This is a genomic window from Gardnerella sp. c12Ub_1, from assembly GCF_055804375.1.
This window is the reverse complement of sequence record NZ_JANUZC010000001.1, coordinates 688,070-712,465: the sequence shown is the minus strand read 5'-3', so window position 1 is coordinate 712,465 and position 24,396 is coordinate 688,070. Positions and strand designations below refer to the sequence as shown.

General features: G+C 41.3%; 18 protein-coding genes, 1 tRNA gene and 1 riboswitch. Of the genes, 14 read left to right on the top strand and 5 right to left on the bottom strand.

Annotated elements, in window-relative coordinates; translation table 11 throughout:
* Positions 1-248 precede the first annotated feature (248 nt).
* From ileS to murI, 6 genes are all read left to right on the top strand, one after another.
* Complete coding sequence (gene ileS, locus NYP65_RS02855; RefSeq protein ID WP_415680730.1) at positions 249-3,659, top strand: mupirocin-resistant isoleucine--tRNA ligase; 3,411 nt, start codon at positions 249-251, stop codon at positions 3,657-3,659.
* A gap of 222 nt (positions 3,660-3,881) precedes the next feature.
* On the top strand, positions 3,882-4,769 hold the full coding sequence (locus NYP65_RS02850; protein WP_004130389.1) for an ABC transporter permease: 888 nt from the start codon (positions 3,882-3,884) through the stop codon (positions 4,767-4,769).
* Positions 4,766-5,773, top strand: coding sequence for an ABC transporter permease (locus NYP65_RS02845; protein WP_473410583.1), 1,008 nt, complete (start codon positions 4,766-4,768; stop codon positions 5,771-5,773). The genes NYP65_RS02850 and NYP65_RS02845 overlap by 4 nt, the downstream gene beginning before the upstream one ends.
* A gap of 141 nt (positions 5,774-5,914) precedes the next feature.
* Complete coding sequence (locus NYP65_RS02840) at positions 5,915-7,663, top strand: ABC transporter substrate-binding protein (RefSeq protein WP_473410582.1); 1,749 nt, start codon at positions 5,915-5,917, stop codon at positions 7,661-7,663.
* A gap of 16 nt (positions 7,664-7,679) precedes the next feature.
* Positions 7,680-9,302, top strand: coding sequence for an ATP-binding cassette domain-containing protein (locus tag NYP65_RS02835; RefSeq protein WP_060785570.1), 1,623 nt, complete (start codon positions 7,680-7,682; stop codon positions 9,300-9,302).
* Positions 9,303-9,355: 53 nt separating this feature from the next.
* Positions 9,356-10,138, top strand: a complete 783-nt coding sequence (gene murI / locus NYP65_RS02830) for a glutamate racemase (protein WP_004132627.1) — start codon at positions 9,356-9,358, stop codon at positions 10,136-10,138.
* A gap of 57 nt (positions 10,139-10,195) precedes the next feature.
* Here the strand turns inward: murI and NYP65_RS02825 are convergent, their stop codons facing one another.
* Positions 10,196-10,822: a vitamin K epoxide reductase family protein gene (locus NYP65_RS02825; RefSeq protein ID WP_473410581.1), complete on the bottom strand. Its 627-nt coding sequence runs from the start codon at positions 10,820-10,822 to the stop codon at positions 10,196-10,198.
* Positions 10,823-10,901: 79 nt separating this feature from the next.
* Between NYP65_RS02825 and NYP65_RS02820 the strand changes: the two genes are divergently transcribed.
* Positions 10,902-11,789, top strand: coding sequence for a PHP domain-containing protein (locus NYP65_RS02820; protein WP_473410580.1), 888 nt, complete (start codon positions 10,902-10,904; stop codon positions 11,787-11,789).
* A gap of 78 nt (positions 11,790-11,867) precedes the next feature.
* Here the strand turns inward: NYP65_RS02820 and NYP65_RS02815 are convergent, their stop codons facing one another.
* A complete protein-coding gene (locus NYP65_RS02815; RefSeq protein ID WP_004130375.1) occupies positions 11,868-12,092 on the bottom strand; it encodes a DUF3107 domain-containing protein in 225 nt (74 codons plus the stop codon).
* 59 nt (positions 12,093-12,151) lie between these two features.
* Positions 12,152-13,810 carry a phosphotransferase gene (locus NYP65_RS02810; protein ID WP_473410579.1) on the bottom strand — a complete coding sequence of 553 codons (1,659 nt, stop codon included), beginning with the start codon at positions 13,808-13,810 and terminating at the stop codon, positions 12,152-12,154.
* A 151-nt stretch (positions 13,811-13,961) separates the two neighbouring features.
* Between NYP65_RS02810 and NYP65_RS02805 the strand changes: the two genes are divergently transcribed.
* Positions 13,962-15,602 carry an ATP-dependent helicase gene (locus NYP65_RS02805; RefSeq protein ID WP_473410578.1) on the top strand — a complete coding sequence of 547 codons (1,641 nt, stop codon included), beginning with the start codon at positions 13,962-13,964 and terminating at the stop codon, positions 15,600-15,602.
* Between the two features lie 81 nt (positions 15,603-15,683).
* On the opposite strand, the gene NYP65_RS02800 is transcribed toward NYP65_RS02805, so the two are convergent.
* The gene (locus NYP65_RS02800) at positions 15,684-17,465 is read right to left on the bottom strand and encodes a zinc-dependent metalloprotease (protein WP_473410577.1); all 1,782 of its coding nucleotides are present in this window, start codon (positions 17,463-17,465) and stop codon (positions 15,684-15,686) included.
* 248 nt (positions 17,466-17,713) lie between these two features.
* On the opposite strand from NYP65_RS02800, the gene NYP65_RS02795 reads away from it, so the two are divergent.
* Positions 17,714-18,631 carry a YlbL family protein gene (locus NYP65_RS02795; RefSeq protein ID WP_414101435.1) on the top strand — a complete coding sequence of 306 codons (918 nt, stop codon included), beginning with the start codon at positions 17,714-17,716 and terminating at the stop codon, positions 18,629-18,631.
* Here the strand turns inward: NYP65_RS02795 and NYP65_RS02790 are convergent.
* Positions 18,622-18,695 (bottom strand) — tRNA-Val (locus NYP65_RS02790). The genes NYP65_RS02795 and NYP65_RS02790 overlap by 10 nt on opposite strands.
* 162 nt (positions 18,696-18,857) lie before the next feature.
* Between NYP65_RS02790 and NYP65_RS02785 the strand changes: the two genes are divergently transcribed.
* From NYP65_RS02785 to NYP65_RS02765, 5 genes are all read left to right on the top strand, one after another.
* Positions 18,858-20,216, top strand: a complete 1,359-nt coding sequence (locus tag NYP65_RS02785; RefSeq protein ID WP_101889664.1) for a DivIVA domain-containing protein — start codon at positions 18,858-18,860, stop codon at positions 20,214-20,216.
* A gap of 54 nt (positions 20,217-20,270) precedes the next feature.
* On the top strand, positions 20,271-21,023 hold the full coding sequence (recO, locus tag NYP65_RS02780; RefSeq protein WP_115793815.1) for a DNA repair protein RecO: 753 nt from the start codon (positions 20,271-20,273) through the stop codon (positions 21,021-21,023).
* Positions 21,024-21,109: 86 nt separating this feature from the next.
* Positions 21,110-21,211: riboswitch (TPP riboswitch) on the top strand.
* 36 nt (positions 21,212-21,247) lie between these two features.
* On the top strand, positions 21,248-21,868 hold the full coding sequence (locus NYP65_RS02775) for an ECF transporter S component (protein ID WP_004130359.1): 621 nt from the start codon (positions 21,248-21,250) through the stop codon (positions 21,866-21,868).
* A gap of 169 nt (positions 21,869-22,037) precedes the next feature.
* Positions 22,038-22,961: an ABC transporter substrate-binding protein gene (locus NYP65_RS02770; protein WP_473410576.1), complete on the top strand. Its 924-nt coding sequence runs from the start codon at positions 22,038-22,040 to the stop codon at positions 22,959-22,961.
* A gap of 103 nt (positions 22,962-23,064) precedes the next feature.
* Positions 23,065-24,306 carry a phosphotransferase enzyme family protein gene (locus tag NYP65_RS02765; RefSeq protein ID WP_473410575.1) on the top strand — a complete coding sequence of 414 codons (1,242 nt, stop codon included), beginning with the start codon at positions 23,065-23,067 and terminating at the stop codon, positions 24,304-24,306.
* The last annotated feature ends 90 nt before the right edge of the window (positions 24,307-24,396 follow it).

Genomic DNA, 24,396 nt, shown 5'->3' with positions numbered 1-24,396 from the left:
CAATGTTAGGGGATAGTGTTAGATTGTTTCTAACTTAAGCGATGATCCGTTATCGGCGGGGAGTTTTCGGAAGAACGGCGAGGATTCGTAAGGTCCTCGCTTATTAGAACCGACGGGGTTGGCCCGTATAGCCAAACACGAGAGGCTGCAAACGTTGCATAAGCATTTTGCAGCAAGCGAGGTGGTACCGCGGCAATAACTGTCGTCCTCGCAGGGAAATATTCACCCTGTTGAGCGAGGAGAGCACAGTGAGCGAATCCACTAATCCAGCAGCAAACGCGTCCGAAAAGTCATGCGCAAATAACGTATACCCAAAGGTAAGTGTTTCAGCATCAGCGCAAGAAAACGCCGCCGCGCAAGTTGCACCAAATCCTTCCTTCCCAAAGCTTGAAGAGTCCGTTCTTCAATACTGGGATGCAAATAACACTTTCCGCAAGTCAATCGAATATCGCCCGTCTGGCAAGGGTAGCCAAAACGAGTTCGTGTTCTTTGATGGCCCTCCATTTGCAAACGGTCTTCCTCACTATGGCCACTTGCTCACAGGCTACGCAAAAGACGTGGTTCCGCGTTATCAGACTATGCGCGGTCGCAAAGTAAACCGCGTTTTTGGCTGGGATACTCACGGTCTTCCTGCAGAGTTGGAAGCGCAGAAGGAACTCGGCATCGAGTCTGTTGATCAAATCGAAAAAATGGGCATCGCAAAGTTCAACGATGCTTGCCGCGCCAGCGTTTTGAAGTACACAAACGAGTGGCAAAATTACGTGCATCGTCAGGCTCGCTGGGTTGATTTTGAGCGCGGCTACAAAACTCTGAACATTCCATACATGGAATCCGTAATGTGGGCATTTAAGCAGCTTTACGATAAGGGATTGGCTTATAAGGGTTACCGCGTGCTTCCGTACTGCCCAAAGGACCAGACTCCACTTAGTGCGCACGAGCTTCGCATGGATGCTGATGTGTACCAGAATCGCCAGGATACCACTGTTTCTGTGGCCGTTAAGCTTCGCGACGAAGACGACGCTTACGCAGTATTCTGGACAACCACTCCTTGGACAGTTCCAACAAACTTTGCAATCGTAGTCGGCGCAGACATCGACTACGTGGAAGTTCGTCCAACTGAAGGCAAGTTTGCTGGCAAAAAGTTCTACATTGGTAAGCCTTTGCTTGGTTCCTACACTAAGGAACTTGGCGAAAATTACGAAGTTGTGCGCGAACTTAAGGGCGCTGAGATGGCTGGCTGGCGCTACTACCCAGTGTTCCCATACTTTGCAAGCGATTCTGCGCTCGCTGAGGGTGGCACTCCTGGTCCTAACGCTTTTACGATTTTCACAGCAGATTATGTTGACACTGCAGAAGGTACTGGTCTTGTTCACCAGGCTCCTTACGGCGAGGACGATATGAACACGCTTAACGCGCACGAAATTCGCAGCGTTGACGTGCTCGACGCAGGCTGCAAGTTTACAAGCGACTGCCCAGATTACGAAGGCTTGTACGTTTTCGACGCGAATTTGCCAATTTTGCGCAACTTGCGTGCAGGAGACGGCCCGCTTGCTCAAATGCCAGAAGACCAGCGCGCGTTGCTATTCCAAGAAAAAAGCTACGTGCACAGCTATCCTCATTGCTGGCGTTGCGCAACTCCGCTTATTTATAAGCCTGTTTCTAGCTGGTTTGTGTCTGTTACAAAGATTAAGAAGCGTTTGCTTGAGCTTAATCAACAGATTAATTGGATTCCTGGAAACGTTAAAGACGGCCAGTTCGGTAAGTGGCTTTCTAACGCTCGCGATTGGTCGATTAGCCGTAATCGCTTCTGGGGCTCGCCAATTCCAGTGTGGGTGAGCGATGATCCAAAGTATCCTCGCGTAGACGTTTACGGCTCGTTGGATGAGCTTAAGGCTGATTTTGGCGACTATCCTCGCGACGACGATGGCAATGTGAATATGCATCGCCCGTATATCGATCGCCTTACTCGACCAAACCCAGACGATCCTACTGGAAAGTCTCAAATGCATCGTATTACGGATGTTCTCGATTGCTGGTTTGAGTCTGGTTCTATGCCTTTTGCACAGTTCCATTATCCGTTTGAAAATAAGGACTTCTTCGAAGAGCACTTCCCATGCGATTACATCGTTGAATATATTGGCCAGACTCGTGGATGGTTCTACACGCTTCACATTATGGCTACAGCTCTATTCGACCGACCAGCTTTTAAGAACGTGATTTGCCACGGCATTGTGCTTGGTTCCGACGGCCAGAAGATGAGTAAGCATTTGCGCAATTACCCAGATGTTAATGGCGTTTTCAACGAGTATGGCTCGGATGCTATGCGCTGGTTCCTTATGTCTTCGCCAATTTTGCGTGGTGGCAATTTGATTGTGACTGCAGACGGCATTAGAGATACTGTTCGTCAGGTTATGCTTCCAGTTTGGAGCTCTTACTACTTCTTCACTTTGTATGCGAATGCTGCAAACGGTGGCAAGGGCTACGATGCTCGCAGGCTTCGCGCGGACGAGGTTGCAGGCCTTTGCAACATGGATCGCTACTTGCTTGCTCGCACGCGTTTGCTTGTTGAGCGCGTAGAAAAGTGCTTGAACGAGTTTGCGATTAGCGATGCTTGCGCATCCGTCAGCGATTTTATTGACGTGCTTACAAATTGGTATATTCGCGGCAGCCGTGACCGCTTCTGGAATGAAGACGAGACTGCTTTTAACACGCTTTACACTGTTCTTGAAGTGTTCATGCGCACGATTTCTCCTCTTGCTCCTATGGAGGCAGAGGCTGTGTGGCGTGGTCTTACTGGCGGCGAATCCGTGCATTTGGCTGATTGGCCTTATTTGGTTGAGCCTGAGACTCTTTCGGATGGTGAGCCAAATCCTAAGGCTGGCGAAGTGACTGAGCTTGGAGCGGTTCTTGCGCACGACGATGCTTTGGTTGCTGCTATGGATAAGGTTCGCGAGGTCGTGTCTTCTACGCTTTCGTTGCGTAAGGCGGAGCAGTTGCGTGTGCGCCAGCCGTTGGCAAATTTGACGGTTGTTGCAGAAAATACTGATGCTGTAGAGCCTTATGAGCAGGTGCTTGAGCGCGAGCTTAATGTGAAGAATGTTACATTCTGCACTTTGGAAGATGCTGGCAGCCATGGTTTGAAGATTGTTCACGAGCTTAAGGTGAATGCGCGCGCAGCTGGTCCTCGTTTGGGTAAGCAAGTGCAGTTTGCTATTAAGTCTTCTAAGAGTGGCGATTGGCGTGTTGACGAGTCTGGCGCTCCTGTTGTTAACACTCCAAACGGCGAAGTTGCGCTTGTTGAGGGCGAATATGAGCTTGTGAATCGCGTTGAGTCTTCGGATGCTAAAGCGGCTGCAAATACGGCTTCTGCTGCAATGCCAACTGGCGGTTTCGTTATGCTTGACACTGCTTTGACTAGCGATTTGCTTGCGGAAGGTTATGCTCGCGATGCTATTCGCGCTGTTCAAGATGCTCGTAAGGAGAAAGGTTTAGATATTAGCGACCGAATCTCTTTGACTTTGAGCGTGCCTGCTTCGGATGTTGCTAAAGTTGAGCAGTTCCGTGATTTGATTGCGGAAGAGACTTTGGCTACAAGCTTTGAAGTTACAGAGGCTGATTCTAGCGCAACCGAGCTTAGCGTAAGTCTTAAGCGTGCGTAGTTTAAAGCCTTACGTAAATTTTAGCTAACTAAACAAAAAACGTGCCGTGTATGATTCATACGTCGGCACGTTTTGTTTGAGCAATGCGACACTCCGATTTTCTACACTTCCACACCTTCCTATAGATTCGTTATAACAACAGTACAAATTTACTCATGTTTGTATTTGTTAGTTTTATAGAAAAATTGCAATATGAAAGTGCAGGTAACGAAATGAGTGGCGATGAAAAGGGGCGGTGTATTTTATTCGCGTAGTAAGCGCGACTTATCAAGTGTTACCGCAATTGTTGGAATTGCAATAATATCACTGTTTGTTTTATTGGCGATTTTTGCCGACCTTTTTACTTTTATTACAGGTAATGATCCATATAGCGAAAATCCCGATGTTTTGTCGGATTCTTCATTGCCTACAGGCATAGGCGGAATAAGCTCAAAACATTGGTTTGGCGTAACACCATTGCGCGGAATTGACTTATTTGCAATCATCTCTCACGGCGCAAGAATCTCTCTTGGAATTGGCTTAGCTTCTACTGCAATCTCCGTTGTTTTAGGAGTTGTAATTGGCGTTATTGCTGGTTATTTTGGTGGTTTTGTTGATTTTGCAATTTCTCGCATTATGGACGTGTTCTTTGGGTTCCCATTCCTAATCTTTGCGATTGCGCTTTCTGCGATTGTTCCTCAAACTTTCCCGCGTCCGCTTCTTTTAACTCTTGTAATCGGCTTTTTTGGTTGGCCTAGTATGGCGCGATTGGTACGAGGCGAAACACTTAGCCTTAAAAATCGTCATTTTGCTGTGGCTTCCAGAGTTATGGGCGCTAGTGCTTTTCATGTTTTGCGCAATCAGATTTTGCCAAACATGCTTCCAATAATCATTGTTAATACAACACTTTCTATACCAGGCCGTATTGCACTCGAAGCGGCACTTTCATTTCTTGGCGTTGGCATGAATCCGCCTTCGCCTTCGTGGGGACGCTCAATATCCGACGCAGTGCAGTGGGCATTGGTAGACCCGTGGTATTTAATATTCCCAGGTTTATCTTTGTCCCTGCTTGCGCTCGGGTTTAATATGATGGGCGATTGGCTTTCTTCAAAAATGGAGATAGCAGCATGAGCGTTTTTCTTTACATTATTAGGCGCGTTGCAAGCGCTTTGGCTGTTATTTCTGTTATTGCAATGGCAATGTTTTTGATTTTCTTTATGACTCCAACAAATCCTGCGCAGCTTATGTGCGGCAAACCTTGCACGCCTGAACGTTTAGCCCAAGTCTCTGCGTTTATGGGAACTGATTTGCCTTGGTATAGTCAGCTTTTTAACTATTTGCAGGGTATTTTTGTTGGCCGTACTTTTGGCGATTCTGCATCTGCCAGCGCAATTGTTTGCGCGGCTCCTTGCTTAGGATGGTCTTTTGCTCTTAATGAGCCTGTTACTGGTCTGATTTTTAGTCGTTTTCCAGTTACTGCATCAATCGCGATCGGCGCTGCTGTTTTGTGGATGCTAATTGGCGTATTTGCAGGCGTTTTGCAAGCTGTTAAGCGTGATTCGTGGATTGACCGCATAATCGTAGCGTTATCTTCGATTGGTATTTCGTCTCCTACCTACTTAATTGGTTTGCTGGCGATTATTGCTTTTGCGGTTTACATTCCCGTTTTTCCTACGGGCGGATATGTTAGCTTCTTTGCTAATCCTTTTAACTGGGCTTGGCATCTGCTACTCGCTTGGATTGTTTTAGCGTTGATAAATGGCGCTTTTTATGCGCGCATTACTCGTTCTACAATGCTTAGGGAATTTGGTAAAGATTATGTGCGAACTGCAAGAGCAAAGGGCATGCCCGATTCACATGTTGTACTAAATCATGCTTTGCGAAATGCGATTTTACCAATATTTACAATGTTTGGTTTAGATCTTGGCGGTCTTCTTGGTGGAGCGGTTATAACTGAGCGCGTGTTCTCTATGCACGGGTTGGGTTCGCTTCTTTTAGACGCTGTTAAGACTTTTGATTTGCAAGTTTTGGTTGGAGTTACGCTGTTTTCGGCCGCTCTTGTAATAATTGCAAATCTTATTGTTGACGTCTGTTATTGTTTGCTTGATCCTAGAGCGGCTAAAGTCGCCCTTTAAAGCGGTGATTAGTGAGCGTTAAAATCGCCAGAATAATTGCCATTAAGGTTGCAACTAAAGTCGCTACTAAAGTCTTCTTTAAATCACAATAATAAAAATTTTTAATAACTTTATAACTTTATAAAAAATTAAGGAAAAATCATGCAAAATGCACAAAATATGCAAAATTATTATCAAATCATCAAAAAAGTTAATCGTGGTTTTGCTCTAAATACATTAAGAGCAATTTCCGTAATTCTAGTGTTTTCGCTGGTTTATGCATTTTCTGCTTGCGAATCTGCTGTGCAAAGTGGTCAAAATCTACAAAAAAGACTCCCTAATGCTTCTGTGCTTAATAGCAATCCAAAAAAGGGCGGAACGCTTACGATTCTAAGCTCCGAATCAAAAATGGATTTTGATCCTGCAAGAAGTCAGGGTTTACCAATAACCTCTAATAGCCTAGTTTTCCGCGCTTTAACAACGTGGAAAGTAACGCCAAGTGGCAAAACGAGTGTTGTTGCCGATTTAGCAACAGATACAGGAACTGCTTTAGACGGCGGAAAAACTTGGAAGTACACTCTTAAAAAAGGGATTAAATACCAGGATGGAAGCCCAATAACGTCTAAAGATATTAAATATGGTCTTGAGCGTTCTTTTGCAAACTCGCTTACAGGCGGATTTGGTTACCACAAAGCGCTTTTACAAGGTGCTAAAGACTATGCCGGTCCGTTTAGTGGTAAATCTTTGGATTCGATTGAAACTCCAGACAATCAAACAATCTTTTTTAAGCTAAATGCTGCTTTTGCTAATTGGCCTTGGGTTGCGTCTTTGGCTGCATTCGCTCCCGTTCCACTAAATTCTGGTAATGCGCAGGATTATGGCAAAAGCCCAGTTGCTTCTGGACCGTACAAAATTGTTGAAAACGAAGTTGGCAAGCAAATTGTTATGGTTAGAAACACTAATTGGGATTCCAGCGCGGATTCAATTCGAGCTAATTACCCAGACAAGATAATTTGGAAGCTTGGCGTTGATCCTTCTGTTGCTGCACAATCTATGATTCAAGGCAATTCTGGTGCAGACAATGCTATTCTTGCAGATTTTGTGCCTCCAGCTCAACGCGCGCAAGCTAAAGCAAGCTACAAGTCAAGCAATCTTTTAATTACAAGCGGTGACGGAGCGTTGGAATACTTGGCCATGAACAATCGACGTATTAAAGATGTTAAGATTCGCAAGGCAATTCAGTACGCTGTAGATAAGCAGTCGTATCAGCGAGCAAAGGGCGGTGCGGTTGCTGGCGGTTTTGCAACAACGCTTATTACTCCAGGCGTAAGCGAGCGCAAAGTCTATAATCTATATTCTGCAAATCCGCGTGGGGACGTAGAAAAGGCTAAACAATTATTAAAGGAATCGGGTAAATCTAAACTAAAGTTTAGTCTTATTGCTCGCCCAGATCAGGCGCAAGTGGCATCTTCTATTCAAGCAAGCTTAAAGCGCGTTGGAATTGATGTTTCTATACGAACTGTGGATTCGCAGATTTTTACAGATATGATTACTGGCGATTCTGGCGATTATGATTTAGCTTTGTCTAAATGGCAGCCTGATTTTCCTTCTGCGTATGCAAATATTGGTCCGCTTTTTGATTCTTCGCAAATAGGCGGTGGCAATTGGAATATATCTCGCTACTCGAATCCAAAAGTGGATTCCTTGATTCGCCAAGCTGTTGGCGTTATAGATAAGTCGCGTGCAGATTTGCTTTGGCAGCAGGTTGATAAAGAGATTATGCGCGATTCTCCAATTGTTCCGCTTATTTACTCTAAGAACACTTATATTCACGGAAGCAATGTGGAAAACTTCTTCGTTGGGTCTTTCCCGGCTTATCCAAACTATGCGCGAGTTTCGCTTAGAAACTAGAAAAGGATTTAATAAAATGTTGGAAAATCGCGAAAACCCAGTGCTTAGTGTTAACAACTTGTCTATTGCGATTGGCAAAAATCAGATTACGCATAACGTATATTTAAACTTATATGCGGGCAAAATTAGCGCGCTGGTTGGCGAATCTGGTTCGGGAAAGTCATTAACTTCGTTGGCGTTAATGGGTCTTCTTTCAGGCGATTTTAGTGTTTCTGGCAAAGCGGTTATTAATACAAGCGCTAATGACAGTTTGGATTTGCTAAGCAATAATGCTCCGTATTCTTATATTCGTTCGGGGCTTATTTCAATGGTGTTCCAAGAGCCATCTACTGCATTTAATCCCGTTATGCGTCTTGGCAAGCAAATTGAAGAGGCGTTAAAATATCATCCCGAAAAGTTTGGCAAGATGAGCGCTCGCGCTAGAAAATCGCGAGTCCTTGATTCCCTTAGCGAGGTTGGCCTAAAGGATGTAAATCGCGTTTATAGGTCTTATCCGCACGAACTTTCTGGCGGGCAGCTTCAGCGCGCAATGATTGCAATGGCAATTATTAATCTACCTTCTTTGCTTATTGCAGACGAGCCTACAACAGCTTTAGATGTTACAACTCAGCGTAAGATTTTGCAGCTTTTGCGCGATTTAGCTAAAAAGCATAATATTGCGGTTTTGATTATTACGCATAATATGAGCGTTGTTAAGGCTGTTGCAAACACAGTTTATGTTATGAACAGTGGCAGTATTGTTGAAAGTGGACTAGTTAAAGATGTGTTTTCTAATCCTAAAAACAGCTATACGCGCTCTCTTTTAGACTCTATTGTTGATTTTGATATTAATAATTTAGCTAGCGAATCAACTAGCTCGGATGCTGGCGATTTTTGCGTAAACATTCAAAATGTTTCTGCCAAATATGCTAAGTCTTCTAAAATTTTCAACTCTTCCAAATCCGCAATAAGTGATTTGAACCTTAATATTTTAAAGGGGAAGACGCATGCGCTGGTTGGCGAATCTGGTGCTGGAAAAACAACGATTGCAAAGCTTATTTCTGGCCAGCTTAAGCCAGAATCTGGCAGCATAAGCATAGAGGGCCTTAATTTATACTCCGATTGCAAAAAGCACGCGAATCGCAAGATTTTAAGCAATATTGGATTCATTTTCCAAGATTCTGGCTCGGCGTTAAATCCTTTAAAAACAGTAGGCTGGAGCATTGCCGAGCCTCTTCTTGCCAATAAAAGTCTTAGCGAAGAAGAGCGCAAAAAGCGCGTGGAGTTTGTTCTTAATCAAGTGCATTTGCCATTAAGCTTAATAAACAGGTTCCCGCACGAGCTTTCTGGCGGCCAAAAACAGCGAGTTGGCATTGCGCGAGCGTTAATAAATCGTCCTTCTTTGATTATTGCAGATGAGCCAACTTCGGCGTTAGATGCAAACCATTGCCTAAAAATCTTAAATCTTCTAAGTAGCTTGCAAAAGCAGTACAACTTTTCGTGCTTGTTTATAACGCATGATTTGGCTTTAGTAAGCCGTATTGCTAGCCAAGTTAGCGTTATAAAAGGCGGAAGAATTGTTGAGCAGGGAAGCGTTAAAGATGTATTGCGTTTCCCTAAGAATTCCTACACGCAAAGCCTTATTGATGCTGTTTTGTAACGCTTATGTTTGTGCTAAAAAGTAACATAATAAGAGTCTATTAGGAGGTTTTTATGACTTCATGCGCTCCAATTGGTGTGTTTGACTCAGGGCTTGGTGGCATTTCTGTAGTTCGTCAACTTAGCGCAGCTATGCCTAACGAGCGCATTGTTTATTTTGGCGACTCTGCAAACGCGCCTTATGGCATAAAAACTCCTCAAGAAGTTCGAGATCTTAGTTTTAAGATTGTTGAGCATTTTGCAAGTCTTAATGTTAAAGCTGTTGTAATTGCTTGCAATACTGCCACTTCTGCTGCTGTTAAAGATTTGCGCGCGCATTACAATATGCCGATTATTGGCATGGAGCCTGCTCTTAAGCTTGCTTGCGATTTGGGTGGCGGCAAGCCTCAGTGCGTAATCGTTGCAGCTACGCCTTTAACGCTTAGAGAGCGCAAGTTTGCAGAACTTATGAATCGTTTTACGCAAAATCACAAGATTTTTTCTAAACCTTGCCCAGATTTGGTAGAAATTGTGGAAAATGGCGATTTAGGCAATAAAAATATTGTTATGAGCGCTTTGCACAAGTATTTTGATTCTTACGATTTAACGAATATTGATTCAGTTGTTTTGGGATGCACTCATTTTGTGTTTTATAAAAGCTACTTCCGTGAGTTTTTGCCTGATTGCGTGAATATTGTAGACGGTAATGATGGCACTATTCACCATCTTAAAAGCGTTTTAGAGTCTAAGGATTTGCTTGCGCCAAGCGAAAATAGTGGAAGCGTTGTGCTTACTAACTCCGATTCAAGTAATCGTATTGCTAAGCTAGCACAATCGCTACTTAATGGTGATTTCTGATTGTAGCTTAAATTGCGTCTTATCTAATGCGATTTTACTTGCGATTTTACTTGCGACTTATGAAAATATAGCATTGCCGTATTTGCTTAAAATAAGCAATACAAGAGCAAAAATCCAAAGCAAATCCACGATTAAATCGTAATTTAGTCGGTAGTAAGCGCTTAAAATCTTATTTTTGGATCCAATCTCTTGCACACTAAATGTTGCGTGTGTAAGTGACATAAATTGCAAAGTTGTGCAAAACATTAAAACAAGGCACCATGGGCAAAGAATTTGTATAACAAACATAGATTGCGTAAACAGCCAATAAGCGTACAAGAGTGCGCATAATCCACCAATCCAGCTAAAAGTTGCTAGCCATTTTGGAAGTTTTACTTTTGCTATTCCAACTACAGCAAGCGTTACGAAAACGCTTTCTGCTGCAATTCCAAAGAAAGCATTAGGGAAGCTTAGTTCGCCAAATCTTATGAATTCCGCTTGCCAAGATTGAGCCACTTTAGAGCACGAAACAACGGTGTTTACGTCGCATCCAAGCGCTTTATGCGGTGCGCGTGCAAGAGCTAAAGTTTCGGAAGAAAGTATTAGCGATGTTAAAAGTGCAATTGCGGATGAAATAAGCATAATCATGTAAACCCAAGCGGCAGAATGTCGCCAAGAATTCATGCGATTATTGTGGTTACCCATAAACACTCCTCAAAGCGCTAATGTATTTAGATATTGTTTAGACTTAAAACCGTTACATGCCACAGTTTACGATAATTATATGACTGTAATAGGTAGTAGTGCGAATAACGACTTTAGTTTGGATTCTAAATCGCAAGATTTAGGGTGGGATTTGCATTGTCATACTTTATATTCGGATGGCACTAAATCTCCAAAAGAATTAGTAGATGAAGCTAAAAATCTTGGACTTAGTGGAGTAGCTATTAGCGATCACGACACTACTGCTGGCTGGCATGATTTTGAAGAAGCTGCTAAAAACGCTGATTTTCCAGTTATTTTTGGATCGGAGATAACTGCTGTAGAAGGAAACATATCGGTTCACGTGCTTGCTTATAACTACAATCCAAACGACGAGTGCATTAATGAAATGTTTGCAACTACAAGAAAACGCAGATTGGAACGCACGCGCAAAATGGTTGATCTTATGTCTCATGATTTTCCGATTACTTGGCAAGATGTTCTTGCACAAGCAGGGCAAGGTGCGCTAACTACGATTGGCCGTCCGCATATTGCAGACGCTCTTGTTGCTGCAGGCGTTTTTGAAACAAGGTCACAAGCTTTTGCAGGCCCTGTTGCTCCACATGGCCCATACTGCATTCCAACGCCATCTCCAAGCGTTGATGAGGTTATTAAAGTTATTAAACACGCTGGGGGAGTAAGCGTTATTGCGCATCCTGCGGATTATAGTAGGAATCTTGTTATTCTTTCGGATTCTCAAATAGAACACTATGCAAGCGTTGGTCTTAACGGTTTAGAAGTATATCATCGTGGCAACTCTTTAACGCAAAGACAAAGACTATTGGAGTTAGCAAAAGACTTGAATTTGCTTGTTACTGGTGGATCCGATTGGCATGGCAGTGGCAAGCCAAATAAAATCGGAGAAGAAACAACAAGTTGCAATGTTGTTTCTAAAATCCTAAATTACTAGATGAATTAAAATTGCGCTGTTAAAACGTTATAAACGTGTTAAGTGTTCTAGTAGTGTTCTAGCAGTGTTCTAGTAGCGTTAAAACGCGTTAAAACCAACGGTGTGAGTTGGCGTATCTCCTATAATCGCATATGCAAAAGAGTCTGCCATAATAAAAATTTTTCGATTGTTTTTATCTGTAAGATTAATCGCCTTTTCGTCTTTAATAGCGCTTTCAATAATGTTTTGTATATCTTGCTCGCTTTGATCGCTTTCAAAGCTAATAGTGTCTTTTACGTGCTTAACGCCAATTGTTACCTTCATTTTTATTCCTTAATTGTTTAGATTAATTATTGTTATTTAGTGTTTTATGCGCTTATGTATTAGTTTTGGGCGTTTGTGCTTTCACCTGTATTTGCGCTTGTTCTTGTGCTTTCTAGTTTGCTTTTTGCGTCTTTAATAGCAAGTTCTGCATCTTTTAGCATTGGAATAATAATAGTTGCTGGCTTATCTAAATCTTCATTTTTATTGCCATTATTGCCATTACTATTATTGCCATTACCATCGTTGCTATTTGTATTGACGTTTTCAACACTATTGTTACTGTCTACACCTTCGCCGCTTTCGATACGTTCTACATTACTATTTGCATCAGCTTTATCTACGAAATCATTATTGCTGTTGCTAACTTCGTTCGTTGCATTGTTATTCACATCGTTAGTTTTGTTAACGCTGCTTATAACTTGCGTTTCCAAGCCGTCTGCAATAGTGGCGGTTTTAGTGGCAGTTTCAGTGGCGTTAGTGTTGTCGTTTATAGTTATAGTTTGTTCGTATGTATTATCTTTATAGTCTTTTTGATCTTCTTGCTTGAGCGTTACAACAGTTTTTTCGTTAGTAGCGTCCGAAGATATAGTATCGTCTTTAACGGCATTATCTTTAATAGAATTATCTTTAACAATATCGTCTTTAACAATATCTCCTACAGTAAGAGAAGACGCTGGGTTTGCGCTATTATTGTTTTGATTTGCGCTTGCTGCTCTAGAATTATTTATGCGAGTAAGCTCGTGAGCAAGACGTTCCACTTGCGCTTTAAATCTCATTATTCCAGTTGTATCTGCGCGTTGCAAAGCTTGAATAAAGTCTCCAACTTGCTCCATTTGCAACCAAAGATTTGCTCGAAGCATAATCATGCTGTCTAATCTAGACCCAAGTATTCTTCCATATGCACTTAGCAAAGCGTTTCTATGCTGCTCGTTAAGCTTTGCAAAAATCCACGCTAAATCGCGAGCAGGATCGTTGATTTGCATGCTTTGCCAATTGGTTATAGCTGTAATAGTAGACCCAGAAAATAGAAAATCACCATCTTTGAATCCGCCGTGAACTGGGCAAGTGTCGAATGACCACAATCCATCAGTTTCTAAAACTCTAGACCAATTATCTGTTATTTCTGTAGGAATATGGCCTGCTTGGCGCAATCTTTTAATCCAAGACGTTAATTGCGTGCGAATTTGACCAGTAGTAAAAGAAGGATAATCGCTTTTAGTTAAAAACGACGGACTTAGTCTATGAATCGCGCCTATTGCAGTTCCAGCGTTTACACAATCATCTGTTGTAAGAAGGCTTAGTTCTCTTGCATTTCCGTTTAGATGATTACAAATAAGCACTGTTGGATTGTTAAAATCAGCTTCTCCTATTGAGTCAAAATGTAATTCGTTTTGATTTTGACTGTTAGTGGAATCTTGTTGATTTGCTTGGTTTGCATGATTAGTTTGATTTGCCTTATTTGAAAGCGACCCAGGAACAAACTTAAGCATTTCTTCGTGAGCAAATCCAAGAGCTGCAAGACCCTTAGTTTTTTGCAATACCCATGCTGCTCGCGCTCTATCGTGCAAACGTTTTTGACCTTTAGCGTTAGAGCTAACAAAAATGTCGTAAAGTCTGCCCGAAACGTCTTGAATAACAGCGTGAGATATGCCAGCAGCGGCATCGGTGGCGTTTGCCTGCTCGCTTTGGCGCGTTCCGGCGAATTGTACTTCTGGCATGACCGATGAGGCCAGCGCTACCAACTTGAATCTGCTTATCTGTGTCACAGTTCAACATTAATACAAAGCAACGAGATATAGCTAAATAGCCTTTAACCACATTAGCGTTTTATGCTTTTATTTTTTCTTTATTTGTTGTAACAATAGAATTATGATTTCTACTCAAGAGTCTTTAGAAAGCAAGAAGCGCGAATCTAACAAAAATCATGGTAAAGATTACGCACAGTCTTTGCTAGAAGGTTTAGATGATTCTCAACGCAAAGCAGCAATGGCGTTACAAGGTCCAGTGCGCATTACTGCATGCGCTGGAGCAGGTAAGACTCGCACTATTACACGAAGAATCGCGTACGCGTGTGCAAAAGGAGAGTGGGACGAAAATCGCGTTTTAGCTGTTACTTTTTCTGTAAAAGCTGCTAAAGAAATGCAAAATCGCCTTAAAAAATTAGGCGTAAATAATGCAACTGTTGCAACTTTTCATTCTGCAGCTTTACAGCATTTAAGACGAGTTTGGAATGACGTTTGCGAAGCTCCTTTTCCAAATATAATGGATGATCCAAAAAGTGTTACTGAGCAAGCATTAAGTCATTACACGGATTTTGCAGATATGACTTCTGCGCAAATAAGAGATATTGTTGCAGAAATCAACTGGGCAAAAGTTAGTCTTATTGCGCCAGATGATTACGCGCGCGCATATTCTTGCGTTAGTCGAGATCTTCCTGCAGCTCTAGACGTTAATCAATTTGTTGAAGCATATAAAGCTTACGAGTTAGAAAAAAACACAAGGAATCTTATTGATTTTAACGATTTGCTGCTTCTTGCATGCCATGTTCTGCGCGCTTTTCCTAAAGCATGTGAGAAAATACGTAGCAAAATCGGCTGGATTACTGTTGACGAATATCAGGATGTTTCTCCTCTTCAACATGAACTTCTTAAATGCTGGCTTGGTAATAATCGAAATATTTGCGTTGTTGGAGATCCTGCGCAAACGATTTATTCTTTTGCAGGAGCAAGCAGCTACGATTTACTTGAATTTCCTAACGAGTTTGCGCCGCTTTGTGCAGACATTAATCTAAATACGGATTACAGATCTACGGAACGTATTGTAGGACTTGCTAATCGGGTTCTTTCTAAGTCTGCTTTTAGATGTGATTATTTAAGACTCATGTCAAAAAATAAGGGTGGCGCTCGCGTTACTAAAACTGTTTACAACACGGATTACGACGAAGCTGTTGATGTTGCTCAACGAATTTATAATGCTGTTAAATCAGGAAAAGCGCTTCCTACGGATTTTGCTATTCTAACTCGTACTAATGCTCAACAGAATATATTTTGCAAAACTTTGGGTGATTTAGGAATACATTTTTCTGTTAGAAAAGACGCTGGCTTGCAAATTGATGTTTTAGAAAACAATTTTGAAGATTCAAACGCTAGCGATTTGAGTGATTCAAAAAAATACGTTGAAAGTGGCGATGCAAAAGACATTGACTTTGCAAAAGATGGCGGCAGTGAGCGTGAAAAAGTAGATTTAATCAAAAAATCTTTACTTCCTGTAACGATTTCTACGATTCACGCATCTAAAGGCTTGGAATTTAAGCACGTGTTTTTAATCGGCTGCAGCGAAGGTCTACTTCCATTTGGAAGCGTTAATAGAACTCAAGATGCAAACGAAGAAGAGCGCAGGCTTATGTATGTTGCAATAACGCGCGCGGAAGCAACATTGCACATATCTTATGCAATTTGCAAAGACTACGGCAACGGAATGCAAAGGTCTGTAAGCCACTTTTTAGAATAAATGCATCTTCATAATAAATGTATTTATGCAATTGTTCTAATACAAGTCACTTATAAATCAGTTGCGAATCAGTTTGTAACTTTATTCGTCGCTTTTTTGCTGATTAGAGTCTTCGTCAGAATCTGCTCCAAAATCTGTGTCAGAGTCCTTGTCAGAATCTTCTTCAGAGTCCGCATTAGAATCTTGGTTTGAGTTTTGATCGTTGTTTTCGCTATCGCTAGATGCCAATAATTTACTTAATTCGTCGTCCCAATTAACGTCTTTAAGTTTTTGCTCTAAATCGTCACTGTTCTTAAAATCTTCTAAATCAAGCATATTCTTGCTTAATTCTTCTAGATTAATGTTTGCTAAATTATTGCTATCTGTTTGTTCAGATTCTTTTTTAGTTGTGTTATCGCTATTTTGACTATTCGTATTGTTTTGACTATTAGTGTTGTTTTCGTTATTTTCGTTGTTTTTATTGTTTTCGTTATTTTTATTTACTTTATTAGTATCGTCTTTATTATCTTCTTTATCTTTATTATCCTTAGTATCTTCTTTATCTTCGCTAAAATCTGGTAATTCTGGCAAAAGATCTGGGTGGTTCCACATAGCATCGCGTTCCTCAATGCCTTTTTCGTTTGTAATCGCATCCCACATTGCAGCAGCTTCGCGCATTGCTCTAGGACGCAACTTTAATCCAGTTAAAGCTTGGAAAGTCATTTCGGAAGGGCCGCCTGCAGCGCGTTCTCTCCTTGTCATCTCTCTAAGCTGCTCAATGTGTGGAATGTGTGCCATTCCAGCACGCCAAATAACGCAATCAACCCATCCTTCGCTAAGCGCAAGAAGTGTTTCTAATCCTTTTAATGCTTGTTTTTGACCTTCTGTATCGTTTCGAGCAATATTACATAAGTCAACAGCTCCCGAAATAGACTCTGGGCTCATTCCTTCAATATCTCTAAGCTGTTCTTCCATAGCGCTTAAGTCAATCGAAATTCCAGCTGCATACTTTATTATTAGTGCTTCAAAACGAGGCATAAGCCAAGGTGCAGATGCAAACAATCGTGCGTGAGCAAGCTCTCGCAATGCTAGATAATTCATAACTTCGTTAATGTCTAATCCCCACTTTTTTGCGTAATCTATGCAATTGTAAGGAACAAGACCGCCTGCAGGGTTTTTAAGAAGTGAAATACCTTGATCAAAGCTTCCGCGAATCTCGTGAGATAAATTTCCAGCAGCATATCCTAATTGCATTGCAAAAGACGTGTTAGCAAGAAGGCTCATCATTTGTTCTGGCTTTTTTACGCCATCTGGCATAGGTATTGGCATAACGCCGTCGTATAATCCTTCTACTTCTAAGTCTTGGTCTTCTCCAAATTTTTCGGCAATAACATCCGAAAAAGCGTTACTAACCGATTTGGCAACAGGGTTTGCAAACTTAATCCACGAATCTATAGTTCCATTAACCCAGTCTTCTCTTGAAAGAACATCGGGGGTTCCAGATACTGGATTTAGATTGCAATTAGCGTCTAGCCATAAGTTTGCTTCACTTAGCGCTCTTCTTGTTGCATCTGCAACTTGTGCGTTTACTGTACCGCCATCTCCAGTTGCTTTTTGGCAAGCAAGCAATTGAGCAAGTCTTTTATTGATTGGACCTTCTTTAAGTGTTTCCGTCATCTCAAAAGGCGTGTTTAAGCCGCCATTGGCAAAGGCACTCATTAACGAATGAACTTCTTCTGGAGATGGAAGGCCTCCGTTTGAACATCTTGTAAGAATGTCATCGCGAACTTCAAAAGGAAGATTTTCAAAGTTAGACCAAGCTCTTTCTCCTTCTTCGGGGCCAAAGCAGCTAACAAGCCATTGGTGAATTTCTTCTTCGCTCATATTCAATCCTTATGAAGTTTGTACCTAAGTTAAATATATTTGCGTATATTTTATGTTTGTTTACATAGTTTTTAACTATACAGTTTTAACCACGTATAAAAGATTCTACTCGATACATGGTGATTTTTGCTAATAAATTAATAATGTGTATAACTTTTTCAAATTTTTTCAAAAACCGCATCTTGTGAGGGTTTTTAGAGTGTAGGTTATGCACATTTACATATACTATTAATTTTATGCCTAATAAGATGCCTAATAAGATTACGTACGTGTTTAATAAAATCAATAGAAATATATTCGCTACTCTTAAAAATACTGTTGGGGATCTTATTGAATATTTTTCCGCTAAGTCATTTAGGTATTTTGTTGGGTTATTTATTGTAGTTATGTCGATTATCGCGCTTTTTCTACCAAGTGCGTATGTTGTTGAAGAACCTGGGCCAACTCAAGATGTTCTAGGAAAGTCTTTTGGAAAATATGTGATTAATGTTAAAAATAGCGCTGTTAAGAATACTGACTATAAATCTTCGTCAAAAAGTGGAAAGCTTCTTTTAGTAACAGTAAATACGTCTGGAATACCAGGTTACGAGATTCCAAATATATATGCGATTGCATCTTGGTTTGATTCTAAAAAGCAAGTTTTACCTAGAGAAGTTCTTGTTCCAGTAAATCAAAACGCAAGTGATTATAAAAAAGAAACAAATAAGCAAATGACTTCTTCGCAATCTTCTGCGCAAGTGGCGGCTTTGGATTATGCGAAGAAGCATCTTAATGTGAATGTAAAAAACGTAAAAATTAAGTTGCATATAGACGATATTGGTGGACCTTCTGCAGGCATGATGTACGCTTTGGGTATTTTGAACAAGCTTACAAACACAGATTTGACTGGTGGAAAAATAATCGCTGGAACGGGAACCATTGATAACTCTGGGAAAGTTGGGGCAATCGGCGGTATTCGATTAAAGATGATATCTGCAAAAAGAGACGGAGCTAAATGGTTCTTATCGCCAAACAGCAATTGCAATGAAGTTGTTGGGAATATTCCGCAAGGCTTAAAAGTTGTAAGCGTAAAAACATTGGATGACGCATACAAAGCGTTAGTAAAAATAAAGGCTGGGAAGAATCTAGATTCTTTAAGAACTTGTAAAGCGGAAAGTGGGCGATGAGGGACTCGAACCCCCGACATCCACCGTGTAAAGGTGGCGCTCTAGCCAGCTGAGCTAATCGCCCGCTTGAAACAAGATACAGTATGGTGTGTACTAGAACGTTGATTTGTGTTTTAGGCGTGTTTTGCGCATATATCATTTGCGTGTTTGCGTGTGTTTTGTTTATGCGTCTTAACAATCGCGTAAAGTGTAATGAATACGAATCTGTTCAGGAGGTCTATTGTTTATGGCGAGTAAACCTGATACCGCGCGTAATTCTTCAGGTATTGAGCGTGTAGGTAAGCGCAAGAAGGGTTACAGCGTAGAGCAAGTTAATGATTTTCTTGAGCGTGCTCATTCTTTGTATGAATCTAGCGACATTAGTCTTACTCAAAAAGATATTCAAGACGTATCTTTCGATCTAGAAGATGAAGGATATGCTATTCCTCAAGTAGATGCTGCTCTTTCTAGATTAGAGCGTGCAGTTGTAGATAAGACTACGCAGTACGAGATTTCTAATCGCGGCAAGGTTGTTTGGAAGGCGCAAGCAGACGAAGAATATAGAGTTTTGCTTTCTCATTCCCAGCGCGATTATAAAATGCGCTTTGATTCCGCGCAATCGCGTAAGCCTTCTTACGATAAAAAACAAGTAGACAATGTTGTAAATAAGTCGCTAGATAAGATTGCTGTTCTTCTTGGATATAATCCAGTTTGGGGAAGCAGTTTAAGTGATTTAGACAAAATTGACGCAATGTTTGTTTCTAATGTTCTGTTTACTCAACGTTCTGGAAAACGGGGATATGACGAGCGTCAGGTGGATTATTATCTAAATGCTTGCGTTCGCTTATTAAGCAGACTTGAGTCTTATGATCGAGTTGCCAAGTATACAGACTTTGATCCTAGTGATTCTGTTGATTCTGCTAATTTTGGCGTTTCTGCTAAGTCTAATAATGATTTACAAGAAAATGTTGTTTCTAAAACATCTTCTGCGCCTAGTGTTGTTGAACCTAGTGTTGTTGCGCCTAGTGCTGTTGAACCTAAGGCATCTCCAGCTCCCTCTCCATTAATGCCTCCAGCAATTCCTCCATCTATTCCTGTTGAGCATCATGCACAGAAGGCGATTTTTACTCCTCACTCTGCGAGTGTTGAAGCTAGTGACGATACAGACGACGAAATGTCGCAAGCGTCTACTGTTATGCCTCCAGCATTCCCTCCGTCTTATGCTCCTAATGCTGCTTCCAATAATTCTGATGCTAACAATAATGATTTTGGCAAAGAAAAAGTTGCAGAAAACAACGCGAATGCTGCGAATAATGTTAGCGCGAATAATGCAAATGCAAATAATGTAAGTGCTAACAGTGCGAATGTGAACAATGCAAATGATTCTAAATCCATTGGAGATTTGAATCTTTCACTTCTTGCTTCGCCTAAGTTCGAGCCTTCGCAAAGTCTTAATTTAGATATTCCAGATCTTTCGTTCCCTGTTATGAACCATTTTGACACTTCGGTTGAAGATTCTTCTCGCGAAGCAAATAATGATTCAGATGATTTTGACGATACTGGCGAATCTAATTTTGGCGGATTTGTAAACCCAAATCATAATTAATAATCTATTTTTCACTTAGATTTAGGGATTATATAAGCTAAGAGTTATTGATTAATGCCGTTATATAACGATGAAGCTGTTGTTCTTAAGACTTTTCCTCTTGGGGAAGCTGATCGAGTTATTGTTATGCTCACTAAAAAGCATGGCAAGGTTCGAGCTGTTGCAAAAGGTGTAAGGCGGTTAAAATCTAGATTTGGTGGGCGCTTAGAGCCATTTATGCGTGTTAATGCACTTTTTGCAACTGGCAAAACTTTTGATGTTATTTCTCAAGCGGTTTTAGTTTCGCCTTATGCTGGTAGCATTTGTGCGGATTACAATCTGTATAGTTGTGCTAGCATGATTGCAGAGATTGCGGACGATTTAGTCTCGTCTCACGCGCAATATTCGGATTCTTGCTCACAATACAATCTTCTTATAGCTGCTTTATCTGCTCTTTCTAAAAGTTTGCATAGTGCTGAATCAATCGCGCTTTCGTACGTTTTAAGAGCATTGCAATTAGCTGGATGGTCTCCTAGGTTAAATGAGTGCGTTATTTGTTCAACACGCAATGATTTAGCCTATTTCTCGGCAGCTAGTGGTGGAGTTATGTGCTCTAAAGATCATGCTTTAGAGTCTATTAAGTGCAATGATTTAGCGCGTTTTCAAATGATTTCATTAATTAATGGCGATTGGCAAAATTTAGACGGAACAAGTATAGACGATTTAACATCTAAATGCGTTGAACAATGGTGTGAATATTGGCTAGAAAAGCCTATTAGATCTATGCGTTTAAGCGAAAAAAATTCTAATTCGCTGTATTTTGATTAGAGTTTCTATTATCTTAATGAGCGATTTTGTTAATTTTATGTTTGAATTTTATAAAATATGTCCTAGCTGTCTGATGCAATATGAATGATATCAGGCACGGGTGCTCTTTTAAGAGCTGAGAAGATTACTGTCTAACCGTTTAACGTGAATCGGGTAATGCCGACGTACGGAGTTTTCTGCAGGGTCGCCTTTGTTTGATTGGTTAAAGATGAAAGGAGACCCTAATGGGTACATCTGTTGAAGAAGAGACCGTGCGTCCATCCTTGCGCTGGAACGTGGCTGATGTTACGCTCACGGTTGTTATTGCTGTAGCTTCTGGTATTATCTTCTGGGGCATCGGCTTGATTAGTGAGCCTATTTCTGCTGCTCTTAAGCTTATTCCAGTTCCAGGCGTTAGCGCATTGTACTATGGTTTGTTCTACTTCGCTGGTCCTTTAGCTGCTATTATGGTTCGCAAGCCAGGCGCTGCACTATTCGGCGAGTTTATTGCTGCAATGGTTGAGTTGACTGTTGGTAGCCACTGGGGCGGTATTGGTACCGTTCTTCCTGGTTTTGTTCAGGGCTTGTTCGCTGAGTTTGCATTCTTGTTTGTTATGTATCGCAAGTGGAACGTTGGTTTGACTGCACTTTCTGGCGCGTTAGCTGGTTTGGGTGGAATCGTTTCAACCTATCCGTTCTACTACGCAGGTGTTCCAATCTTCGGCGCATTCATGATGATTCACACACTTTGCAGCATGATTTCTGGTGCTGTAATTGGTGGTGTAGTTATGTGGTACTTGTACAAGGGTATTGCTGCTACTGGCGCATTGAGCCGTTTTGCTTCTGGCAAAGAAGTACGCGCTTAAGTCTTAACTTTTGCTAGTAAGATTTGATTTGTGGGCGGGGAATTACCTCGCCCACTTTTGTAAAGTCGCAAATAAAAGTGGCAAATAAAGTCGCAAGTTAGCAGCGCGCAAAAGTCGCAAATAAAAGTCAAAATAAAATCACAAATCACTATAAAACAAAGGAGTTAATATGCTAAGAGTACGTCTTGAATATGTGCATCCATGGACGAATCACGCAGGTATGTATCTTGCAAGAAAGCGCGGATTGTACGCACAATACGGATTAGATGTAGAGTTTACAAGCACAGATACGGAGCGCGGAGATGTTCCAGCATGCTTGGAGCGTGGAGAAGTAGATATAGCTCTTATTCGCTTAAATCAGCTTTTGGCTCATCAAAATGGTGCAAACAAGCTAACGTCATTTGCTGTAATGAATCAATCGCAAATTGGCGGAATCATAACAAATAAAAACACGGGTATTACGCGATTTAAAGATCTAGAAGGAAAGCGCGTAGTAATCCCTATGGGCGTTAAGCGCTTATACACAGAGCTTCAGCAGGCTGTTGCTGCCGACGGAGGTGACTTTAGCAAGCTGATTACAATTGACCCAGGCCCATGGGAGCCAGACATTCGAGCTGTAGAACGCGGAATGTGTGATGCGTTTATTAACGTTGCTTGGTGGGAGCCATACCAGGGTTCGCTTCCATTTGACCAAGTTGTTGTTCTTCCATTCGATTCTATTGGCGTAGCTCCGCATCATTCTTACTATGTTTGCGCTCGCCAAGAGATGATTGAGCGAAATCCGCAATTAATACGCAACTTTGCAAGCGCAACAGTTAAGGGCTATGAACTTGCAGGAAAAGACCTGCAGGCTGGCGTTGATGCTTTGCAAAATGCGCTTTGCCATATTAGCCCAGAGGCTTTGCGCGCCTCGCTAGACGAAGTGATTCCGTCTTGGTACGACAAGAATGGTCGTTGGGGTACAGCAGACATGGCTTTGGTGGAAAACTACACTCGTTGGATGGGTGAAAATGGCCACTTAAGCGTGCCTCTTGATTGCGCGCTAAAGAGCCTAGAAAGCGGATGCGTAACAAACGAGTATTTGCCAGAATAGTCGGCCAGCATGTGCTTGAATCGCAAGCAACCGTGCATAAGCTAGTTGGTGTCAAATAATCTGCGAAAAACAATGAGCCTGTAGTAAATAATTTGGAGCGAATATGGAAAACGAAAGCAACGACCCTCAGCTAGATATTGTTGCTCAAAGATGGGCAAATGTTGATTTAGATGAGGGAAATATTGTGTGTTCTCTTTTAGAGAATCCGCTAGAAGCTGATTGCGTTTTAAGCCATAGTTTGCGCCCGATGGCTGCAGGTTCATTGATTCGCGCGCATTACAAAGATGATTCGCCAAAAAAATCGCAAAGTTTAGACGTTTATATTAAAAGATGCAGCACAAAAGTTAGGCAAGCAAGCACAATTAGGCCGTATCATCGTTTTGCTGAGCATCTTTTAAAAAATAAAATAAGCACGCCAAAGTACTTGTATTTTAACAAAAATAGCGAGTTTTTAGGTTTAGAAAAGAATACTGCTGGCGATATTTGTGGCGATACTTCTGGCAATATTTACGTAGACGGCACTCTTCTTGTAATAGGTGATTGCGCTTACGAAGTGACTTTAAAAGCTAGCGGAGAAGATAGATACAAAGACGCGTACACTTGGGATCCGCCTAAAACGTGTGAAGAAGCCAAAAATCTTGGAGTAATGATGGCAAAAATCGCCTTAGCTTCGCAAAGTTTTGACGAGCCAAATCCTAAGGAAATCAACGCTTTTCAATCAAGATTTAGTCTTTGTGCAAGCGAAGATGTGCAAAAAGCTGCAGAAGTTTGGTTAAAAAATAGACCTGATTTAGCAAAATTCTTAAAAGAGCAGAATCGTGATTTTGTAAAAGATTTAAGTGAATTTGCTCCAACATGCAAAAAAATTTACGATTTGGGGTATGTGAATCTAAAAAAGCAGTGGACTCATGGAGATCCGCATATATCTAATTTTATGTGGAAAGATAGCTCTCCAAGCGCAGTATTTGACTTTGGAATGGCGTATAAAAACACAGCAATCTACGATTTGGCAATGACTTTAGAACGCAACACAATTCAATGGGTAGATATTGCGAATGGCAAAAAAGATTCATTTAGAACAGACTTAGCAGAAGCAATTTTGCAAGGATATGCTAGCGTTCGGCCATTAACAGATGTTGAAAAAGAGCTGCTTCCGCTTGTTTTATCTGTAAGTCAAATCGAGCAATGCGTAGAATTTGTAGACTATTACTTAAAGTCTAATGGATCTTACGATTTTAAGATTTGGGGCTATGATACTGGATTCTTAGATCATGCTAGATGGTACAAATCTTGCTTTGGAGAGCAATACTTAAACGCTTTAATAGAGATTTTGCGAGAAATATAGAGGATTTTAGTGGATTTTTTACTTGATTTTGCATGCTTTTATTTAGCTTTGCAAAACGCTTTAGCTATTCGTTCAATGGGGTTGTTAGAT